The sequence below is a fragment of the Streptosporangium sp. NPDC002721 genome, assembly GCF_042888905.1.
Lineage (GTDB): Bacteria > Actinomycetota > Actinomycetes > Streptosporangiales > Streptosporangiaceae > Streptosporangium.
Genome location: NZ_JBIAQI010000034.1, coordinates 40,632 through 59,724 on the forward strand (window position 1 = coordinate 40,632; position 19,093 = coordinate 59,724).

A 19,093-nucleotide genomic window follows, 5' to 3' on the forward strand; every position below is an offset into this window, starting at 1 on the left:
CCATACCGAGTGATTTTCATCTGGCAGAACAGATCGCCTAAGGCTTTTATGGTCTATCCGGCAGGCGTCACACGCCGTCACCGTGCGGCAATCAGCTCTCCTCAATGTGAACTCGATTCAGGACAGCTCGTCCCCACCTCCGGGTCTCGGTAGCGCGACAAGGTCCAAAAGCGGTTAAAGATATTTCCGGTCACCTATTCAGCGAATTTATGGCCGCACGCTAAATGGGCGTCGCGAATTTCCGCCCCACAGGATGCGTCAGCCCTTCAATTGCGCGTTCGCTCGTCGAGGAGGCGGAAGACGGCGGGGCCGGCGTGTGCGGCGGCCCCACCGGGAAGCGACCCGTGCTCAGGAGATCCTGTTGCGAAGCGGGACGTCGCGGATGAGCGGCCAGGTCATCGCCAGGCCGAGCAGAAGGCAGGCAAGACCGGCCACCAGGGCCGTCGTGACACCCGGCGTGAGGTCGAAGCCCAGCTCCGAGCTGAAGAACGGCAGCCTCAGGTTTCCGCCGATGGCCGACTCGCCCAGCACGACCAGCGCGACGCCGAACGGCAGGGAGAGCACCCCGCCGGCCTGCCAGCGGTAGAACGCCGCCCCCATGAGGGTCCCCGCGACCATCCAGGCCAGGCCCTGGACGAGGTACTCGGCGAAGATCAGCGGCACCTGAGTCGGCGAGGAGAACAGGTGGGCGCTCATCAGGGTCTGCGGCCGGTCGAGCAGGTTGTACAGGAGCGCCTCCAGCAGGTAGCCCAGGGTGATCAGGGCGGAGAACGCCGGCGCGTACAGCACGACGGTCACCGCGGCCTGCGCGCCGAACTGCCTGCGGGTCTGCCCGTGCGCGATGTAGAGCGGGAGGAACTCCCTCATCAGGGAGACGCCGATGAACAGGACGAGCCAGCGGGGGATCTGCGTGGCGACCTCCCACGTGCTGATCCTGAGTGTTCCGAACATCGCCACGCCGACCGTGAGCAGGACGACCAGCACGTAGAACCCCGCCCACAGGAAGGCGGTGTAGACCAGGGGGGCGCCCAGAAGGCGGGTCGGGAATCTCATCGGACGTCTCCGGCGGGCTCGGTGGGGACGGGGGCGGCGAGGGGGGCGGGGGCTTCGGGGTCGGGGCCGGTGAGGTGGACGAACAGGTCCTGCATGGCGATCGGGCCGAGCTCCAGCCCGGCCTGGGCCGCCCTGGCGCGCGAGGTGGCGTCAAGGTCGCCGTAGACCATGGCGACCTTGGTCGGGCCCAGGGTTTTTGTGTTTAGCACCGTGAGCCCGGCGGTGAAGGCGTCGACCTCGGCGATCGGCCCGGTGACCGAGGTGCCGCGCGCGAGCAGGGTCTCGCTCCGCTCGTGCAGGAGCAGCCTGCCCCGGTTGATGATCAGGACCTCCTCGAACAGCGAGCTGACCTCCTCGATCAGGTGGGTGGAGAGGATGATCGTGCGCGGGTGCTCCATGTAGTCGGCGAGCAGGGCGTCGTAGAAGGCGTAGCGGGAGGGGGCGTCCATCCCGATGTAGGACTCGTCGAACATGGTCAGCGGCGCCCGCGCGGCCAGCCCCACCACCACTCCCAGCGCCGACCGCTGCCCCTTGGACATGGCCTTCACATTGGCCTTCCCCTTCAGCGCGAACCTGTCCATCAGCGTGCGGGCGTACGCCGCGTCCCAGTTCGGGCGGAGCGACTCGGCGAAGTCGAGCGCGTCCGCGGCGGTGCCGATGTCGATCGTCTCGCCCGCGTCGCGGATCAGGCAGATGTCACGGGTGACGGCGGCGTTCTCGAACACGGGACGGCCCCCGACCCGCACCGTGCCCCCCGACTCCCTGCGGAAGGCGGCCAGCACCGACAGCAGGCTGGTCTTGCCCGACCCGTTGCGCCCCAGGAGGCCGTATATCTTGCCGCCGTCGAGGGAGAACGTGACGTCGTCGACCGCCCTGACGGTGCCGTAGTCGACTCGCAGGCCGTCGGCCACGATGTTCATGCGCGCTCCTCCAACTCGTGGATCCTCTTGACGATGTCGGTGAGGGGGATGCCGATCACCTTCGCCTCGGCCACCATCGGGGCGACCACCTCGGCGAAGAAGCTCTCCCGCCGCTGGTTCCTGAGCGCCTCCCGGGCGTCCGGACTGACGAACATGCCGATGCCTCGTTTCTTGTAGAGAACGCCCTCGTCGACCAGCTGCTGGAACGCCTTGGCCGCCGTGGCGGGATTGATCCGGTAGAAGGCGGCGTACCGGTTGGTCGACATGACCTGGTCGCCGCCGCCCAGCGTGCCGTTCAACACCTCGGTCTTGATGCGATCGGCGATCTGCCGATAGATCGGGCTCTGGTCATCGAACATGGGCACCCGCTTAGTTGGTTCATTACTCTTGTAATGAACCATAGGAGCGAAGAGGTCGTGCGTCAACATCGGCTTCACGGCAGGGGTGGGGGCTTCGCGACGAGGCCGGGCGAGGCTCTGGGATCCCATGGTCCGGGGCTTCGGGGGCCGGCAGCGGGCTCCGGCGGGCTCTCGTGCCCAACGTGCGGGCAGTTCGCGTCCGGAGACGGGAGTGACTCGCTAGGGTTGGGCGCTTCGCCTATTCCCCCTTTCTCCCCAGGGAAGTGCGCGTGCGTCGCCATCGTTTCGGCCGTCCCGCGGCCTTCGTCGCGGCCGGATACCTGACCGCGGTCGTCGTGGCCGCTGTCGTCGCGCTGGTCACCGGTGACGGCGACCTTCTCCGGCGACTCGTGTTCCACGGGGAGGGGCCGTGGTCCGAGCACCCGAAGTGGCACGTGTTTCCCCTGGTCCTGGCCGGTGGGGTGCAGGGCTGGGCCCTGTGGCAGATCCTGCGCGGGCGGGTGGCCGGAGAGCCGGGCGAGCCGGGGAGGCACGTCCGCCGGCTGCGCGTGGCGCTCTACGCCAACCTGGTCGTCCATCCGGTCCTCATGTTCGTGTCCGACCTGCCCTGGTGGGCGTACGTCGTCGTCGAGATCGGCCAGCTCGCTCTCGTGGTGCTGTTCCACCGGGTGCTGGACGGCGCCTCCCGCGTCCTGCGGCTCACCGCGCTCGTGGTCGGGACGCTCGACGTGGTGGGCTCGATCGGGGAAGGGGTGTCCGACGAGTTCGGTTTTCGATCGGTCGAGGACATCTTCGAGCTTGTCCAGCTGGATGGGTTGGCCTGGGCTCTCTGGATGCTGCTGACCCTCGTCGCCCAGGCCCGGGACGGTCGCTGGGGGAGGGCCACCGTATGGTCGGGGGCCGCGTCCATGACGTTTCCGCTTCTCGTCATGCCGCTGACGTTCGCTCTCCCCTTCGGCGGCGATTTCCTTTTCACGCTGACATACCTCCTGCTCAGCGTTTTGCTGCCGGTGTGGTTGGCCCGGTCCGCCCACGATCTCGCCGGTCCGTGCGTGAAGGTCGTACAGCGGCAGGAGAGGCCGGTTCCGGTCAAGGTGTCGTTGGGGCGGTGGCCGCTGCCCGTCGTCGCGGTTGTGCTGCCGCTGCTCCCGGTGGCCGTCAATCTCGCCCACGGCATGCCGTTCTGGATCGGGCCGAGGGGAGCGATCGAGTACGCCGTCCGCGCGCACCTCGCGAGCCTGGCGCAGGTGTGGTTGTGGTTCGACCTCCTGGTAGGGGTCGGTGGTCTCGGTCTCCTCGTCCTGGCCGCGGTGACACGGAGGACGCGCCGCTGCGTGCGGGCGACGGCGTGCGTCCTGCTCGCCGCCGCCGTGGCCGGGGTCGTCACCGCGGCCACCGTCCGGGAGACCGGCACCTACACCGCCGCCGAGCTGTCGAGCCCCGACATGGCCTTTCTGTACGCGAGCGAGCGGATGTACCCCGACGAGATGTTCCCGCCCACCGGGGAGGGCGGCTTCCTCGTCCTCGGTGTCTCGCCGCTGTGGCACAGCGCGGCCCTCGTCGTGTCCGCGCTCATCCTGATGTCCCTGTACGGCTGGGGTCCGGCCCGGCGCTCGCCGTACCGGGTGGCGGCGGCGTGCCTCGCGCTGGTCGCGGTGCTCTGCCTGCTCCCGGTGGCGGACCAGGCACGCGGCCCGGTCACCATGGCGAGCGACTGCGAGCCGCCGGAAAGAGGGCGGGGGAGCGCGTCGAGCCGTCCCCGGTGACCGGTGAGCGGGCGTTCGTGTGCGCGGTGCGGACCTCCGGCGTGCTGCCGTCCGCGCGAAGCACCCCTGACCTGGCGCTGGTGGAGTACGGGCGCCGGTTGTGCGGCGTCTACACGCGGAACGACCCGGAGGAGATCGCCCGCATCCGCGAGACCGGCGTCGACGTGCGGATCCTGAACGCCGCCCTCGCCGGGATCTGCCCGCGCGCCGCGGCGGCCGTGAAGGTGGCGAGCGACGCCGAGGAACGCGAGACGCTGGAGTGGGAGGTCGAGGAGCGGCGCAAATGCGTTGAGGCGCCTCGACGCCGCCCCCTGATCAGGGCGAAGTCGGTGTCGAGGCACGAGGCACCCCTGTGGACGGAGCACGGCGTCCTGGAGGCGTACGAGGGGACCGAGGACGCCGGTGATCCCTCCATGGACGGCCTGCTCGACCTCGCGCAGAAGAACGGGCTGGTGGCGGCGCTCCCCGGGCATCTGGTGATCAGGATCCACCCCGACGCAGCGAGTTGTGTCACGACCGAGACGTACACCCGCCGCCCGCCCGTGGAAACCAGGGGATGGCACCACGTCGTCGAGGTCGGCTACCACAGCCCGGGTGGCGAGATCAGGCTCAGGGACCCGATGGACAGATCCGACCTGCCCGATCTCGCCGTGCGCGGCAGGGGCGACTATCGGATCCGCGTCCACCATGCCCGGCTCCCCTGGAAGGGCGACAAGTACGCCGGTCAGCGGCTGCTGATCATGGTGTACCCGGGGCGCGGGGACGACGTCGTCGTCCACCGCGCGCGGACCAGGCCGTGACCGGCTCGCCGATGTGTCTCTCATTCAGCCGGTACGGCAGGGATTCCCTCGGTCGTGACGGCCTGGTTCAGGATCACGTTCTCCACGCTGGGCTGGATGTTGTCCTGGTCGAGCCCGACGCGGCCGTCGTTGTTCCGGTAGTCCAGGGTCACGCTCACGGGCTGTGCGGTGAGCTGGTAGCTGACCCAGTCGTTGCCCTCTCCGCCGAGGTAGAAGACCCGGCTCGTGGCCGGGGCCGTGCCCCCGTAGTAGGCGTCGGAGCCGGCGCCGCCGTCGACGTAGCTCGACAGGGGAATGTCGATCACGATGGAGTCGCTTCCGTCGCCGAGTTCGGCGACGATCGCTCCCACCCCGTCGGAGGTGCAGCTGACCCTGTGGTCGTCCACCTGGTCACAGCCGTCTCCCGCGCTGATGGGCACCGCGTCATGCACCATGATCCTGGTGCCGCTCCTGTAGAAGCGGACGCGGTTGGCCTCCCCAGGCCCGGCCATGTGACTGATGGTGTTCTCGTGAACCTTGACCTCGGCTCCGGCGGCGGCGTGGCCGGCGGAGGGGGTGGCGACGACCGCGGCGCTCGCGAGACCGGCCAGCAGGGAGAGGTGGAGTGCTTTGCGCGTCGTCCTGTTCCCTCGCGTCGTGTGAGGTCCCTTACCGGGATCGATGTCGGTGGGCATGTCAAATCCTTTTCATCTCGAACGGGCGCCCTCTTTGGCGCCGTGTTCGAAGATAGAGAGGAGAGAAAAGAGAATCCCGGCACAAGACAACAAAGGAAGCGTGTGCTTTTACCTGGATCTGCTCCCTGGCGGTGCCGGGTTTCTCGGGCATCATGACGTGCGCCGCGACCGAGGTCTTCGTGAACCGCACGCTCCTGCAAGCCAGGGACATCACGTTGTCGAGGTCGGCTGTCGCGAACCGGCAGGTGAGATGATGCTCAACGAGCCGATGTCCGGTAACGAATTCTTCGCCCTCACCGCCCCGGGCATGGAACGATCCGTATCATTCACACCATGTCTCCAACCGGCGGCCCCGATTTTCGCCACAGCGCCGACAGGCGCATTCCCGACCGGTCCTCCTGGCGAGGTTTTCCCCTCAGTGTCGTCTGGGCATTCGCTCCGCTGTACACCTGCGGATTCGCGGCTCCTTTCATCATCGGACACGCCGCCATACGGCTGAGAAGCAGGAACCTGGGCTTCGCGACGGGCGTCTACGGTGCGTTCCTGCTCACGTACGCCACCATCGCCAGTGTCATGGACGACGGGAACCCCGCGACCGAGGTGGAGTCGCCGGTGACAGCGGCGGCAGGGGTATGGCTTCTTGCGGGCTGGCTGGGCGGCACGGTGCACGCGTTGTTCCTCCGGCCCAAGGTCTTCCGCCCTCACCCGAGGCGTCCGGCTCCCTCGACGGCGTGGGACCGGGGCCACAACCCCGTACCTCCGCCGCCCTACCGACGCTCCACCGCTCCGCCCGCACCACCCGCGCCGTCCTACCGGGTTCCCGCCGGACCGCCCCCGTCGTCCCCCCGGCCTTCGTGGAACGACATGGGCGCCATGCCCGTCTTTGGCTCCCTCGACGGGATCGGGATCGACAGAATCGGGCGGTACGTGCTGATCCGGAAGATCGGCGAGGGCGGCCAGGGCGCCGTCCACCTCGCGCACGGCCCGGACGGGCAACCTGTGGCGATCAAGGTGCTGCACGACCGGATCATCGGTGGCGCGGCCGAACGCGAGAGCTTCGTCAAAGAGGCGGCCATGGCTCGGCGGGTGCGTCCCTTCGCCACGGCCAGGGTGATCGACGTCGGTGTTGTCGAGGACCTGGCCTACATCATCAGCGAATACGTGCCCGGCCCATCCCTGGACCGGCTGGTGCGAGACGAGGGGCCAAGGGGCGGAGACAGTCTGACCCGGCTGGCCATAGGGACGGCGGCGGCGCTCAACGGCATTCACGCGGCGGACGTCGTGCACCGGGATTTCAAGCCCGCCAACGTCTTGATCGGTCCGGACGGCCCTCGGGTGATCGATTTCGGGATCGCCAGAGCGGTGGACAGGTTCACGGTGACCTCGGGTGGACTCAGGGGCACGCTGGTCTACATGTCTCCCGAGCAGATCTCCGGCGATCCGGTCGGACCGGCCTCCGACATCTTCAGCTGGGCTTCGACCATGCTCTTCGGCGCCACGGGCAGGCACGCCTTCGACGGCGCCTCCCACCCGCACATCTTCCGGATGATCACCCAGCACCGTCCCGACCTGTCCGTGCTACCGGGGGCGCTCCGGAACCCGGTGGCCGCCTGCCTGGCCAAGGACCCGCGGGACCGGCCGACGGCCGCCGAGGTGATGACGGCGGTCACCGGCTGAACCGGGACACCGCCTCGGCGTACAGATGGATCGGCCTCGTCACGCGATCGACGACGCCCGGCAGCGGCGGCAGGTCCCGTACGAACGGCAGGAGCCGACGAAAGACCTCGTCGGCGCGTTGCGGGCGCTTGTCGGGGTCCTCTTCCAGCAGGGCCGTCACCAGCGCGTCGAGCTCCCGGGGCACCGAGGCCTCCCGGAGCGCTCCAGGACGCATCGGGGTGAGGCCAGCGTGTTCGCCAACCTCGGCGACGAGGCCCGTCGTCTGGAACACCCCCTCACCGGTGAGCATCTCGTAGAGGACGCAGCCCGCCGAGTACAGGTCGGTCAGCGCGCTGGTCCTGCCGCTGTGAACATGCTCGGGAGCCATGTAGCGGGCGGTTCCCGGAGCCCCCAGCGTCCCGGTGATCACCGAGAAGTCCGATGAGTTCAGGACGGTCGCGACACCGAAATCCAGGACGACGAGGGTCGCGTCCCGGCAGAGCATGAGATTGCCCGGCTTCAGATCCCGGTGAACGAGCGAATGACAATGCGTCGCCGACAGCACGGCGCACAACTGTGCCCCGATCAGGGCGGCCCACGAAACAGGGAGCCTCTCGTGCGCGTCGAGCACGTGCGTGAGCGCCCATCCGTCGACGAACTCCATCACGAGGAAGAACCCGTATTCGTCCTCCCCGAAGTCGTAGACGGTGGGCACACCGGGATGGCGGAGCAACGCCATGACCCGGGCCTCACGCCTGAACCGCCGAAGGGTCTCCTCGCCGAGCCGGTCACGCCGGACGCGCTTGACGGCCACCCTGCGCCTCAGGCGGGTGTCGACACCTTCCCAGAGCTCACCCATGCCGCCTCGGCCTATCGGCCGGCGTAGTTCGTATCGCTGCGCGACCACCATTGAACTCCGGTTTTCAGATGTGGGGGAAGGCTCGGTATCGGTCGTTCGTGAGAGGCATCAGGACGACTGCGAAAAAACGGGTAGCCGGGATGTCCCCCGGCTGCCCGGTGGCTGCCAGGAGGCGTCCGTCGATCGTTTGCCTCCGATCTTTTTGTGCCTTGTGCCGTCGACGACGGTTCGCCCCGCGAGTGGCTTCTTCAGCTGGAACCGCACAGGATGCAGGTAGCCGATCGAGTGGGTGGTGACACTTTCCCATGGCCAGAGGTGGGGGCAGGCGCTTTCACTCACCTGGACCCTGATGATCACTTTGAAGGAGGATTCGGATACCTCCGCCCTTGTGACTCGCTCGCAGTGCGTGCCGTCTGCGGCGGGTTCCCCGAAGATCACATTCGCCGTCAAGGTCAACTCGTCGGCGGACAGCGTCGTGAAATAGATATTCTCCCAGTGGGGCGCACCGCATGCCGTCAAGGTAAATGTCGCAGAAGCGAAGACAATGGCCTTGAAATGCGTGCTGAAGAGGGTGGTCGTCATGGCCTCGAAGTGTTTCCCGTTCTAAACGGAGGGCGGGTTTCTGGTGTCTAGGGTGTGGATGTGCCGCCTGTACTCCTGGACAAGCAAGAAGATCTCTTCGCGATGTCGTTCGATGAAGTCGGTCAGGGAGAACAGGCCGCCCCAGGTTTCGACGGTTTCGGGCTTCAGGTCCTTCGGCAGGATGATGCTCTCATGTTTCTCGAATCCTCCCTGGGTGCGCGGGACGAGGATCGACTCGTGAGCTACGTACCGCATTTCCAGAAGGTTGAGCAGCTCGTGGTCGGTTTGCCAGGCCAAGTCAACGCACCTGGCAAGTTGCCAGTCCGTGCTGTCGTGGAATACCTGTTCGACGCGACGGCGCAGGTCGGGTATGCCGATGCCGTTCCAGCGAAGCGCACCCCGCAATATGTGGTGCGGATGATCTTCGTCGCGCGGTTGAGCCATCGCCATGACCATCGGCTCACACTCACTCAGGCTCTTCGCCAGGGTCTCCGCGTGGTACTCCCTGATGCTCTGGGGCATCGCGTGAACCAAGGCCGCGATGAGATCGCACGGATTGTAGATGTGCAGTTTGACGTCGTATTCGCCAGGCAGCTCGCCAACAAGGTCGAGCCAGCCGCCGACAATCTCGGCCCAATCCTCATTGGTGGCCAGGCACTCCATCGCGGCCTGTCGGAATTCCTTCCATCGCGACATGATTTTTGTGCTGGCGCTGCTTTGGAAGAGAACCCGTGCTCCGCCGTCGTTCCCGCGCAGGGCGTTGATGAAATCGCGGGTCTCGTACGGGCCGCGCGTGAAAGCTCCCGAGGTGCGAACCTGATCGACCACCCAGTGAGGATCGTCGGCGAGGGTGGAGAATTTTCCAGGATGGGCGGTCGCGACACTGTCACCAAAAACCGAACTTGTCACGTGGCACAGCGCATCGTACTCATCAGGATGTTCATACTCGTCACGTTCGGCTTCGTCCAGGATCTCGTGATCGCAGTCCTCGCCACACGGTAGGAGGCCCTTGCGAGAATTGACGCGACCGAAACCCAGATACAGGGCGTGGGGATACATCACGATTCCCGAAGGGCCGCGGTAGTCGAGATCAACACCGACAAGGTCGTCCACGTGCGCTTCGGCGGCGCGGCGAACCACCTGCTTCCAGCACCTGTCCCGTCGGTCGCGATGCTCGAACAGATAGATGAAGTGGATCGGCGTCAGCCTCTGATCGAGCGGCTCCGGCAGAAGATCAACCCGTCGCGCATCAAGTGGAACCCCGTCGTCGTCAATCCGCAGGCTGTACCCACGAAGATCGTGCTGCCAGTCGCGGGCGAGATTGCTGAGTGGGGCCAAGAGTTCTTGCCACTGCGGTTCAAGGGCGACCACGATCACCCTGATGCTGTCGGCGCGAATCCCCTTCTCACGTTGGAGTAGCTCGGCGTACTTCGCGATCTCCTGTGTGGCCTCGCGGGCCGTCTGGTTGGCCCGCTTCAGTTCGATGACCACCCACATGTTGTGCTGGTCGCGAGCGAGGATGTCGATCCGGCCGCCGGTGCCCCGAGGGTTCGCCAGGACGTACTCCTCATCGACACGACGCAGCCCTGACTCAAGGAGATGCAGTCGCTGTGCGAGAAGCCCCCGGATGCGGTTTTCGTGGGGAGTGGTGGTCACACTGTGCCTCCTGGCTGCTCGCTGGAACGTCGACCATAGAGGCCGTGGACGACAATTCGGGTGACGTGGCGGAGTGAAGCACTTCGGGTTCGCCGGCTTTCACGAATTGGACCGGGAAAGCTCCGGTGCGTTGTGGCGAGAGCCGGATCACGTGTCGATGCCTGAGGACGGGCGACGAAGGCCGGTCCGGCATTGTCGGACCGTGTGTTCGCGGTCCGCGGACGTGCCAAAGAGCAGGCAAACTCTGCTGTAATGAACGGCCAAGGCGGGGTCTTCGGCGAGAGGTGTCCACGGGCGTGATAAATGACCAAGAGGACCTTTTCCCGGACTTAGGCGACAAACAGCAAGGGCTTGACCTGATGGGCGGGGGCGCAGCCGCGGCCGAGCAGGAGAAGGCGCCGCATGCCCTGGACGTGCCGCAGGCTTTCGAGGAGGCCACGTCCTTTGAGGTGCGTGGCGCGTTCGAGGAGCTCGTCCGGCGTGACCTGCTCGGCCCGTGGGGCGGTGACACCGAGGAGCTCCCGCCCAGGGCGTCCGGGCCGCGCGAGCGTTACCTCGTCGGCATGCTCGGCCCCAAGCCCTCGCGCAGGTTGCCCGGGGAGGACGCCGGCGAGATGCCGGAGACCGAGATCGGTCCCGAGGGCGACGGCAGCGAGGGCGAGCTGCCCGAGGTGCTCACCCCGCAGAACCTCGGCCGTATCTGGGCCTCCTCCATGGGGCTGTCGTTCGCGGTGCCGGGCGATGTCGACGTGCTCGCCGTCACCGCCTCCTGGGGCCGGTACGGCAAGGCCGACACCGTGGTCGAGGACGCCAAAGGCAGGGAGCGGACCGTCCCGATCTGGTCTCGAGAACCGATCCGGTACGACCGGGAGGTCCGGCTCGACGACGCGCCCTCCCAGCGGCTCCCGCTCACGATGGAACGTGCCGACGATCCCGGCGTCCTGCTGCGGATGGCCGTACGGCCACAGCAGGACGGCAGGCGGGTCGTCGAGCTGACGCTGGTCAACCAGCAGGCCGAGCCGGAGCGCAACACCGACACCGCGTGGCTGTTCCAGGCCGAGCTGACCGTGACCGCCCCCGATCGTGCCGCCTCCGGCCATGACATTCTCGACCGCGCCGCGCCCGGTCCCGGTGCCTGTGTCTTCCTGCCGATCGACGACCCGCTGGACGATCTGGAGGCCGTCGGCGAGGACTTGGAGGAGCGGCATTTGCGGCTGCTCTACCGGGACGAGCGCCGGTACGCCTCGGGCCGTAACGTCGCCGTGCACGCGGACGTACCGCAGGGGCAGCGGTGCGCCGAGCGGCTGCGCACGACCTGGCTGCCCGCCCACGACGTGCCCGCCACCGTCGCCCCGGACGGCGAGGGCACGGACCTCGCCGAGGTCGAGCTGTCCATGGACGCCCTCGCCGTCGCCTCGCCCGAGGAGCTGAAGGCCGGGCTCAGGCCGCTCGCCGACGGCTACACGGGCTGGCTGGACGGGCAGGAGAGCCGCATCCCCGGGTTGCCGGAACCGCTCCGCGAAGCCGCCGAGGTCGCCGTCTTCAAGGCCAGGCGAGCCGCGGCCCGCATCCGCGACGGCGTCGACCTGCTCACCGACCCGAAGCGTGAGCACCACGCGGACGCGCTGGCCGCGTTCCGGTTCGCCAGTACGGCGATGGCGTCGCAGCGCCGCCGTACCGCCGTCGGGAAGCTCCGCGACGAGCTGGGCCTGAGCTACGAGCAGGCCATGGCCAGGATCGAGGAGCAGGGGGCGAAGGCCGCGCGATGGCGGCCCTTCCAGCTCGCGTTCGTGCTGCTCAACCTGCCGTCACTGACCGATCCCGAGCACCCGGAGCGGGCCGCTGACTCCTCGGCGACCGTCGACCTGCTGTTCTTCCCGACCGGTGGCGGCAAGACCGAGGCCTACCTTGGCCTGACCGCCTACACGTTCGCGATCCGCCGTCTCCAGGGGCTGGTCGGCTCGGGCACCGACGCCCGTGACGGCCGGGCCGGGGTGTCGGTGCTGATGCGCTACACCCTGCGGCTGCTCACCGCGCAGCAGTTCCAGCGTGCCGCTGCCCTGGTGTGCGCCGCCGAGGTGCAACGCCGCGAGGACCCGGCGACCTGGGGCGAGGAGCCGTTCCGCATCGGCCTGTGGGTCGGCGGCTCGGTCTCTCCGAACTCGTTCAGGGAGGCGGCCGACCAGATCGACGAGGCCAGGCAGGCCCCCGCGAGCCGCAGGACCAACGTGCTGCAGACGCTCACCTGCCCGTGGTGCGGGGAGAAGCTGACCGGCGACCGGAGCCTCGACATCGACGAGGACCGCAACCGGGTGCTGCTTTACTGTGGCCGGGGCAGGGAGGGCGACGCCGACCTCTGCCCGTTCTCGCGGCTCGGCGAGGACCGCATGCTCACCTCCCGGCTGGACGACCCCGGAGAGATCGCCGCGCGCAGGGACGGCCTGCCGATCCTCACCGTCGACGAGGAGATCTACCGGCTGGTGCCGAGCCTCGTCATCGCCACCGTCGACAAGCTGGCGCAGCTTCCCTGGAAGGGGGCCGCCGGTCACCTGTTCGGCAGGGTCGGCCAGTGGTGTCCCCGGCACGGCTACCGCCACGCCGACCTGGACGACCAGGTCAATTGCGGCGGCAGGCACAACGCCAAGGGGAGGCTGCCCAAGGTCGTCAGCCGCCCGGTGGTGCGGCTCCGGCCACCGGACATGATCATCCAAGACGAGCTGCACCTGATCTCCGGCGCGCTCGGCACCACGGTCGGCCTGTTCGAGGCGGCCGTGGACGAGCTCTGTACGTGGAGTCCGGCGCGGGGCCGGCCGACCGGCCCGAAGATCATCGCTTCCACCGCCACCACCAAGCGGGCCGAACGCCAGGTGCTCGGCGTCTTCGGCCGGGGACTCGCGGTGTTCCCGCCGCAGGTCGTCGACGTCGCCGACACGTTCTTCTCCCGGCAGGTGCCGGTCACCCCGAAGACCCCCGGCCGCCGTTACCTCGGGGTGTGCGCGCACGGGGTGCGCCTCAAGTCCGCCGAGATCAGGCTCGCCGAGATCCTGTTCCTGGCCGGGCAGACGATGTTCGACCGGTACGGCGAGCCCGCCGACCCGTACATGACCGTCGTCGGTTACTTCAACGCCACCCGCGAGCTCGCCGGCATGCGCCGCTACATGGACGACGACGTGACCACGCGGGTGCGGACCCACGGCAGGCGCAAGGGCCTGTCGAATCGCCTTCTCAGCCCGGCCGACATGCTCTCCATCGTGGAGCTGACCTCCCGGATCTCGTCTGCGGACATCAGCGAGGTGCTCAGGCGGCTTGAGGTCGGCTTCGATCAGGAGTTGGACACCTCGGTCCGGCGCTCACAGGTGCGCGCCGAGATCGGTGACGTGATGAGGGAGAAGAACAGGGACAGGCGGCGGCCCTTCCACCCGCTGGCGGACCGTCAGTACCGGCGGGGGGCGACCCGGCAGCCCGTCGACGTGGTGCTCGCCACGTCGATGCTCCAGGTCGGTGTCGACGTCTCCCGGTTCGGGCTGATGGTGGTCACCGGGCAGCCGAAGAACACCGCCGAGTACATCCAGGCCTCGTCCCGGGTCGGCCGTGACGCCGAGCGTCCCGGCCTGGTGATCACGCTCTACAACTGGTCGCGCCCCCGCGACCTGGCGCACTACGAGGACTTCGAGCACTACCACGCCACCTTCTACCGCCAGGTCGAGGCGCTGTCGGTCACGCCGTACACACGCCGGGCCCTGGACCGAGGTACGGCGGGAATGTTCGTCGCCGCGGTGCGCAACGTGGAAGAGTCCCACGCGCGCAACCGCGACGCCGAGGACGTGTCGCTCTCCGGCGAGGTCGTCGGCCGGATCGTCGACCGGTTCCTCGCCCGCGCGGAGGCGGCCGGTGACACCCGCGCCCGCGACTACCTGCGAGAGCGGATCAGGGTCGTGACCGACGCCTGGGAGTTGCGCAAGAACGGTCCCGCGCGGCTGGGCTACGAGCGGCGCAAGAGCACCACGAAGGAGATCGTCGCCGGTCTGCTGGACCGCGCGAGCAACGGCCGGTGGGGTGACCTCACGGTCGGCAACTCGATGCGCGAGACGGAGAACGAGATCAATCTGCTGCTGCCGGGCGGCGGGGACATCTTCACCCCCGCCTACGCGGCGCCGCCGTGGACGTTGCGCCCGCCCGAGGACGACGGCGAGGGCGTGGACATCCCCCAGGGCGACGAGATGGGTGTCTCGACGCTGGACGAGAAGGGCGGCAAGTGATGGCGGACTCCGCACCGTACCGGCGGCGGGTGGGGGCGGTGCGCCCCAGCCACCTGATGTTCACCTCCGGCGTCGGCTCCATCGTCGACCTGCCGAACTTCTCGGTGCTGGTCAAGGGGGTGGACGAGTGGCGGCACGACAATCTCGGCGACGCCACGCAGGCCATCGCCGAACCCCGGCTGCTCGCCGCCGTCCAGGCCATCCTCGGCAAGGCGGTCAAGGACCTCAGGCCCGCACCGTGGCTCCCGGGGATCGACACCAACCCCAACGGAGACGCCTCGCGGGTCGGGGTGCCCGTCTTCCCGTTCCCGAGCTGGATGCGGTGCACCACCTGCAACCTGCTGGCGCCGATCGACACGCAGGCGTTCGGCTTCCAGAACGACAAGGCGCGCAAGCCGCACGAGGCCCAGTTCTTCCACGAGTGCGGGCGCGGCAACAAGAAACGTCGCGTGGTCGGTGCCCGCTTCGTGCTGGCCTGCGCGGCGGGACACCTGGACGACTTTCCCTACCTGGAGTTCGTGCACCGGGGCGAGGAGTGTGCCAAGGTCGCCAAGCCCAACCTCCTGATGGAGGACTACGGCGGAAACATCGGCGCCAACGTGCGGATCGTCTGCCAGCGCTGCGGTGCCGACCGCAACATCCGCGAGGCCATGGGACGGCGCGGCAGGGACCAGCTGCCGAGCTGCCGGGGGCGCCACCCCCACCTCGGCACGTTCGCCGAGCAGGGTTGTGACAAGCAGCCGCACATCCTCGTCGTGGGCGCCTCCAACCAGTGGTTCGCGCAGACCCTCTCGGCGCTCGCCGTACCCGAGAGCGGGGCGAACGAGCTCGACGCCAGGATCGAGAAGTTCTGGGGAAACCTGCAGCACGTCCCCGGACCGGAGAGCCTGCCGTTCATGCGCACGATGGCGCCGCTGTCCTACGAGTTCGAGAAGTGGCCCGACAACGGGGAGCTCTGGGCGGCCATCGAGCGCCACCGAGACCGGCTCGACGGCGCGGGCACCGCCCCGGAGAGCCGGACCGATCTACTCACGCCCGAGTGGCGGGTCTTCTCCGGTCCCACGCTCCCCGAGCCGAGCGACGACTTCACCCTCTACCGGCATCCGGACGGCGTGCCCGCTCCGCTGAAGGGCTACTACGCGGACGTCGTCCAGGCCGAGCGCCTGCGCGAGGTTCGCGCGATGGTCGGCTTCACCCGGCTGGACGCCCCCGACTTCGAGGACCCCGAACTGGTGATCCGGGCCCCGCTCGCCCGGTCCAAGCCCGCCTGGGTGCCGGCGAGCGAGGTACGCGGTGAGGGCATCTTCCTGCGGGTTCCCGAGGACCTGCTGGCCGCGTGGGAGAAGCGGGTGCGCGGCTCCTCGTTCGCGGACGGGCGCCGCGAGACGCACTCGGTTCCGGAGGAACACCGCGAGGCGTACGGCCGGTTCCGCGAGCACCGCTACTCCGACCGCCTCCCCGCGGGCTTCGACAAGTATCGCGGCTGGCCCGGCCTGCGCTACTACGCCCTGCACACCCTGTCCCACCTGCTGATCCGTATGATCGCGCTGGAGTGCGGCTACAGCTCCGCGAGCCTGTCCGAGCGGATCTACGCGGGCACCGAGGACGACCCGCGCAGCGGACTGCTGATCTACACGGCGGTGCCGGACGCGGAGGGTACCCTGGGCGGCCTGGTGTCCCTCGCCGAGCCCGACGAGCTCGTACGGCTGACCCGTCGCGCGCTGTCGGACGCCCGGCGCTGCTCCTCCGACCCGCTGTGCGCCGAGAGGCTGCCCCGCAGGCCCGAGGACTTCCTGCACGGGGCCGCCTGCCACGTCTGCCTCTTCGTCTCGGAGACGACCTGCGAACGGGGCAACCGCTATCTCGACCGCAGATTCGTCGTCCCGGTCGGCGATCCCGATCTGGCCCTCTACCCCGAGATTCCATGAAGCCCTGTTTGCGTCCCGAGCTCCCGTGACGCCGGACTCGCGTTTCGTGCGGGCGGTGGCGGAGGCCGCCGCCCGTCTGGGACCCGTACGGCTCCGCGTCCTGGCGGGGCGGATCGCCGAAGGATGGTTGCGCTCGGCGATCCCCTCGTCGGTTCCGGCCCCCGGCTTCGCCGAGGCGGCGCTGGCCGTACTGGCGGCGCAGGAGGACGACAGGATCCCGGACGGTGAGGCCGCGGCGTATCTGCGGGGCGTCGCCGACGGGTATGCGCAGCAGGCGGATGTGATCCGGGTGGAGTCGGTGTGGAGCGGGCCGAGCACCCACCCCGTGCCGGTCCGGGCCACCGCCCAGGTTCTGGTGGACCTGGTGGGGGAGGCGTCACACGAATTGCTTCTCATGACCTACTCCGCGACGCCGTACGCGCCTCTGGTCGACGCCCTCGCCTCGGCGGTGCGACGTGGGGTGTCGGTGACGGCCGTTGTCGAGACGTTGCAAGGTGCGGGCTCCGCGCTGGGCGGCGCGGAGCCCGCGGCGGCGTTCGCGGCGGTCACGGGAGTCGAGCTGTGGCACTGGCCGGTCGCCAGGCGGACCGAGAAGGGGGCGAAGACGCACGCCAAGCTCGCCGTCGCCGACCGGCGCGTCATGCTCGTCTCCAGCGCCAACCTCACTCAGTCGGGAGTCGCCAGGAACATCGAGGCCGGCCTGCTCGTGCGGGGTGGCACCGCCCCGCGGCGTGCGGCCGAGCACATTGCCGAGCTGCGTTCCCGGGGTGTGCTGGAAAGGCTTCGATGAACCGGTAGGAAACGGCCGTGCGATGGCGCCGCGGTAACCGCGGAAGGGAACGTCGTCAGGGAACCTGCGATGTGATCAACGGACATGTACGTTTTACCGGGAAAATCCTCAACAATTGTCGCGAAAATCGTAGCCCCGCGAAAGGCAGGCCGTTTTGGGCAGGCGGACGATTATCGGAGACCGCTACGAACTGGACCCTGTGTCCCGCCGCGCGGGAGGCATGGGAGAGGTCTGGTTCGGCTACGACAAACGCCTGGACCGGCCGGTCGCGGTCAAGTTCATCCGGATCGACAGGCAGGCCGATGGCAGGCCCGACGACGAGCTCACCAAACGCTTCGTGCGTGAGTCGCGGATTACCGCCCGACTGGAACATCCGGGAGTGCCCACCGTCTACGACTGCGGATCGCACGGCGACGAACTCTATCTGGTCATGCAACTCATCAACGGATGTCCGGTCTCTTCGCTCCTCGACGAGACGGAGGTGCCCGTGGCGTGGGCCGTGGCGATCGCCGCCCAGGTGTGCTCGGTGCTGGCCGTGGCCCACGCGGGCTCGCTGGTGCACCGCGACCTCAAGCCGGGCAACCTTATGCTCTGCCCCGACGGGACGGTGAAGGTCCTCGATTTCGGCATCGCCGCCGCGCTCGCCCCTGACGTCGCGACGAAGCTCACCGGGACGGGCGTCGTGGTAGGCACCCCCGCCTACATGGCGCCCGAGCAGGCCATGAACGGCGTCACCAGCCGACAGAGCGACCTGTACTCCCTCGGAGTGGTCCTGGACGAGATGCTCGCCGGGGACAACCAGTTCGCCGGCCCCACGGCGCTGGCCTCGATGCGCAACCACACCGACATCGCGCCCCGGCCACTGCGCGAGAGAAAGCAGGACGTGCCCGAAGGGCTGGAGCGGCTCGTCCTGTGGCTGCTCGCCAAGGCACCGGACAAGCGACCTCCCGGCGCCGACGTGGTCTACGAGCGGCTCATGGACTTCTGCCGCAACCTGCCGCCGTTCCCTGGCTACGTGAACCTCGGCGCGCCGCATCCGGTACGCATGTACGCGGCCGTCGTCGGGCGGATCGACGAGGTCGCCACGAATCGGGCCGCTCCTGAGGCACCCGTCTCAGGTCGGTCGGCGGCCAGGACCGAACAGCTCGTGGCTCCTCAGCCGGTCGGAAGCTTTCGCGACAAGGATGCGGCATGGGGCGGGCGGGTCGAGTGGGGCGGCGAGGCGGCGCGGGGCGGACGGGTGGACATCGCCTTCGCCCGCAAGGACGCCGCGGCGCTCAAGGCCGAGTCCCGGTTCTCCCAGGCTGTGGAGGTGCTGGCGGACGCGCTGGAACGCGCCGCCGGGGTCTTCGAGCCGAAGACCCCGGAGGTGATCGACCTGCGAATAGAACTGGCCGATGCCCTGTTCCTCGGCGGGGACTACCGGCGAGCGGCCCCCGAGTTCCGCAGGCTCGCGGCGGACCTCGCCGAACGGGAAGGGCCCGAGCACGGCCTTGTACTGCGCTGCCGCCTTATGGAGGCGAACTGCCACGCGGCGGTCGGAGAGACGAACCTCGCCCTGACCCAACTCGGCGTGCTCCTGGACGACGAGCGGCGTTTTGGTGTCGACGAGGACCGGATCCTGGAGTTGCGACGCCAGATCGGGCTGTTGGAGCTCGGCTCCGGTCGAAGAGTGCGGGCGAAGGCCACGTTGAGCGACCTGCTGCGGGATCTTGAACGGCGGTACGGTCCCCGTCATCCCACCGTTGACAAAATCCGGGAAATCCTGGAAAGCCTTGATGATCTATAACG

At 68.5% G+C, this 19,093-nt stretch carries 14 protein-coding genes; 7 read left to right on the plus strand and 7 right to left on the minus strand.

The window, feature by feature from the left end:
• Positions 1 to 348: 348 nt before the first annotated feature.
• Genes ACFYWM_RS37705 through ACFYWM_RS37715 form a run of 3 tightly spaced genes read right to left on the minus strand, consistent with a single transcriptional unit; the run spans position 349 to position 2,332 of the window.
• On the minus strand, positions 349 to 1,053 hold the full coding sequence (locus ACFYWM_RS37705) for a hypothetical protein (RefSeq protein WP_389924323.1): 705 nt from the start codon (positions 1,051 to 1,053) through the stop codon (positions 349 to 351).
• Positions 1,050 to 1,973 carry an ATP-binding cassette domain-containing protein gene (locus tag ACFYWM_RS37710; RefSeq protein WP_389924326.1) on the minus strand — a complete coding sequence of 308 codons (924 nt, stop codon included), beginning with the start codon at positions 1,971 to 1,973 and terminating at the stop codon, positions 1,050 to 1,052. The genes ACFYWM_RS37705 and ACFYWM_RS37710 overlap by 4 nt, the downstream gene beginning before the upstream one ends.
• A complete protein-coding gene (locus ACFYWM_RS37715; protein WP_389924329.1) occupies positions 1,970 to 2,332 on the minus strand; it encodes a GntR family transcriptional regulator in 363 nt (120 codons plus the stop codon). The genes ACFYWM_RS37710 and ACFYWM_RS37715 overlap by 4 nt, the downstream gene beginning before the upstream one ends.
• A 269-nt stretch (positions 2,333 to 2,601) precedes the next feature.
• Between ACFYWM_RS37715 and ACFYWM_RS37720 the strand changes: the two genes are divergently transcribed.
• The gene (locus ACFYWM_RS37720; RefSeq protein ID WP_389924332.1) at positions 2,602 to 4,098 is read left to right on the plus strand and encodes a hypothetical protein; all 1,497 of its coding nucleotides are present in this window, start codon (positions 2,602 to 2,604) and stop codon (positions 4,096 to 4,098) included.
• Positions 4,095 to 4,898, plus strand: a complete 804-nt coding sequence (locus ACFYWM_RS37725) for a hypothetical protein (RefSeq protein WP_389924335.1) — start codon at positions 4,095 to 4,097, stop codon at positions 4,896 to 4,898. Before ACFYWM_RS37720 ends, ACFYWM_RS37725 begins: the two co-directional genes overlap by 4 nt.
• Before the next feature lie 20 nt (positions 4,899 to 4,918).
• Here ACFYWM_RS37725 and ACFYWM_RS37730 read toward each other — a convergent pair whose 3' ends face one another.
• The gene (locus tag ACFYWM_RS37730) at positions 4,919 to 5,572 is read right to left on the minus strand and encodes a hypothetical protein (RefSeq protein WP_389924337.1); all 654 of its coding nucleotides are present in this window, start codon (positions 5,570 to 5,572) and stop codon (positions 4,919 to 4,921) included.
• Between the two features lie 333 nt (positions 5,573 to 5,905).
• On the opposite strand from ACFYWM_RS37730, the gene ACFYWM_RS37735 reads away from it, so the two are divergent.
• Positions 5,906 to 7,249: a serine/threonine-protein kinase gene (locus ACFYWM_RS37735; protein ID WP_389924340.1), complete on the plus strand. Its 1,344-nt coding sequence runs from the start codon at positions 5,906 to 5,908 to the stop codon at positions 7,247 to 7,249.
• On the opposite strand, the gene ACFYWM_RS37740 is transcribed toward ACFYWM_RS37735, so the two are convergent.
• The 3 genes from ACFYWM_RS37740 to ACFYWM_RS37750 are packed head-to-tail and all read right to left on the minus strand — an operon-like array spanning position 7,239 to position 10,325.
• A complete protein-coding gene (locus tag ACFYWM_RS37740; RefSeq protein ID WP_389924343.1) occupies positions 7,239 to 8,138 on the minus strand; it encodes a serine/threonine-protein kinase in 900 nt (299 codons plus the stop codon). The genes ACFYWM_RS37735 and ACFYWM_RS37740 overlap by 11 nt on opposite strands.
• A 57-nt stretch (positions 8,139 to 8,195) precedes the next feature.
• Positions 8,196 to 8,669, minus strand: a complete 474-nt coding sequence (locus tag ACFYWM_RS37745) for a hypothetical protein (RefSeq protein WP_389924346.1) — start codon at positions 8,667 to 8,669, stop codon at positions 8,196 to 8,198.
• Positions 8,670 to 8,690: 21 nt separating this feature from the next.
• Complete coding sequence (locus ACFYWM_RS37750; protein ID WP_389924349.1) at positions 8,691 to 10,325, minus strand: endonuclease NucS domain-containing protein; 1,635 nt, start codon at positions 10,323 to 10,325, stop codon at positions 8,691 to 8,693.
• A 359-nt stretch (positions 10,326 to 10,684) separates the two neighbouring features.
• On the opposite strand from ACFYWM_RS37750, the gene drmA reads away from it, so the two are divergent.
• From drmA to ACFYWM_RS37770, 4 genes are all read left to right on the plus strand, one after another.
• Entirely contained in the window at positions 10,685 to 14,584 is a 3,900-nt protein-coding gene (gene drmA, locus ACFYWM_RS37755; protein WP_389924351.1) for a DISARM system helicase DrmA, read from the plus strand.
• Entirely contained in the window at positions 14,584 to 16,512 is a 1,929-nt protein-coding gene (drmB, locus tag ACFYWM_RS37760) for a DrmB family protein (RefSeq protein WP_389924354.1), read from the plus strand. Before drmA ends, drmB begins: the two co-directional genes overlap by 1 nt.
• 25 nt (positions 16,513 to 16,537) lie before the next feature.
• On the plus strand, positions 16,538 to 17,302 hold the full coding sequence (gene drmC / locus ACFYWM_RS37765) for a DISARM system phospholipase D-like protein DrmC (protein ID WP_389924357.1): 765 nt from the start codon (positions 16,538 to 16,540) through the stop codon (positions 17,300 to 17,302).
• 220 nt (positions 17,303 to 17,522) lie between these two features.
• On the plus strand, positions 17,523 to 19,091 hold the full coding sequence (locus ACFYWM_RS37770) for a protein kinase (RefSeq protein ID WP_389924360.1): 1,569 nt from the start codon (positions 17,523 to 17,525) through the stop codon (positions 19,089 to 19,091).
• Positions 19,092 to 19,093 lie beyond the last annotated feature (2 nt).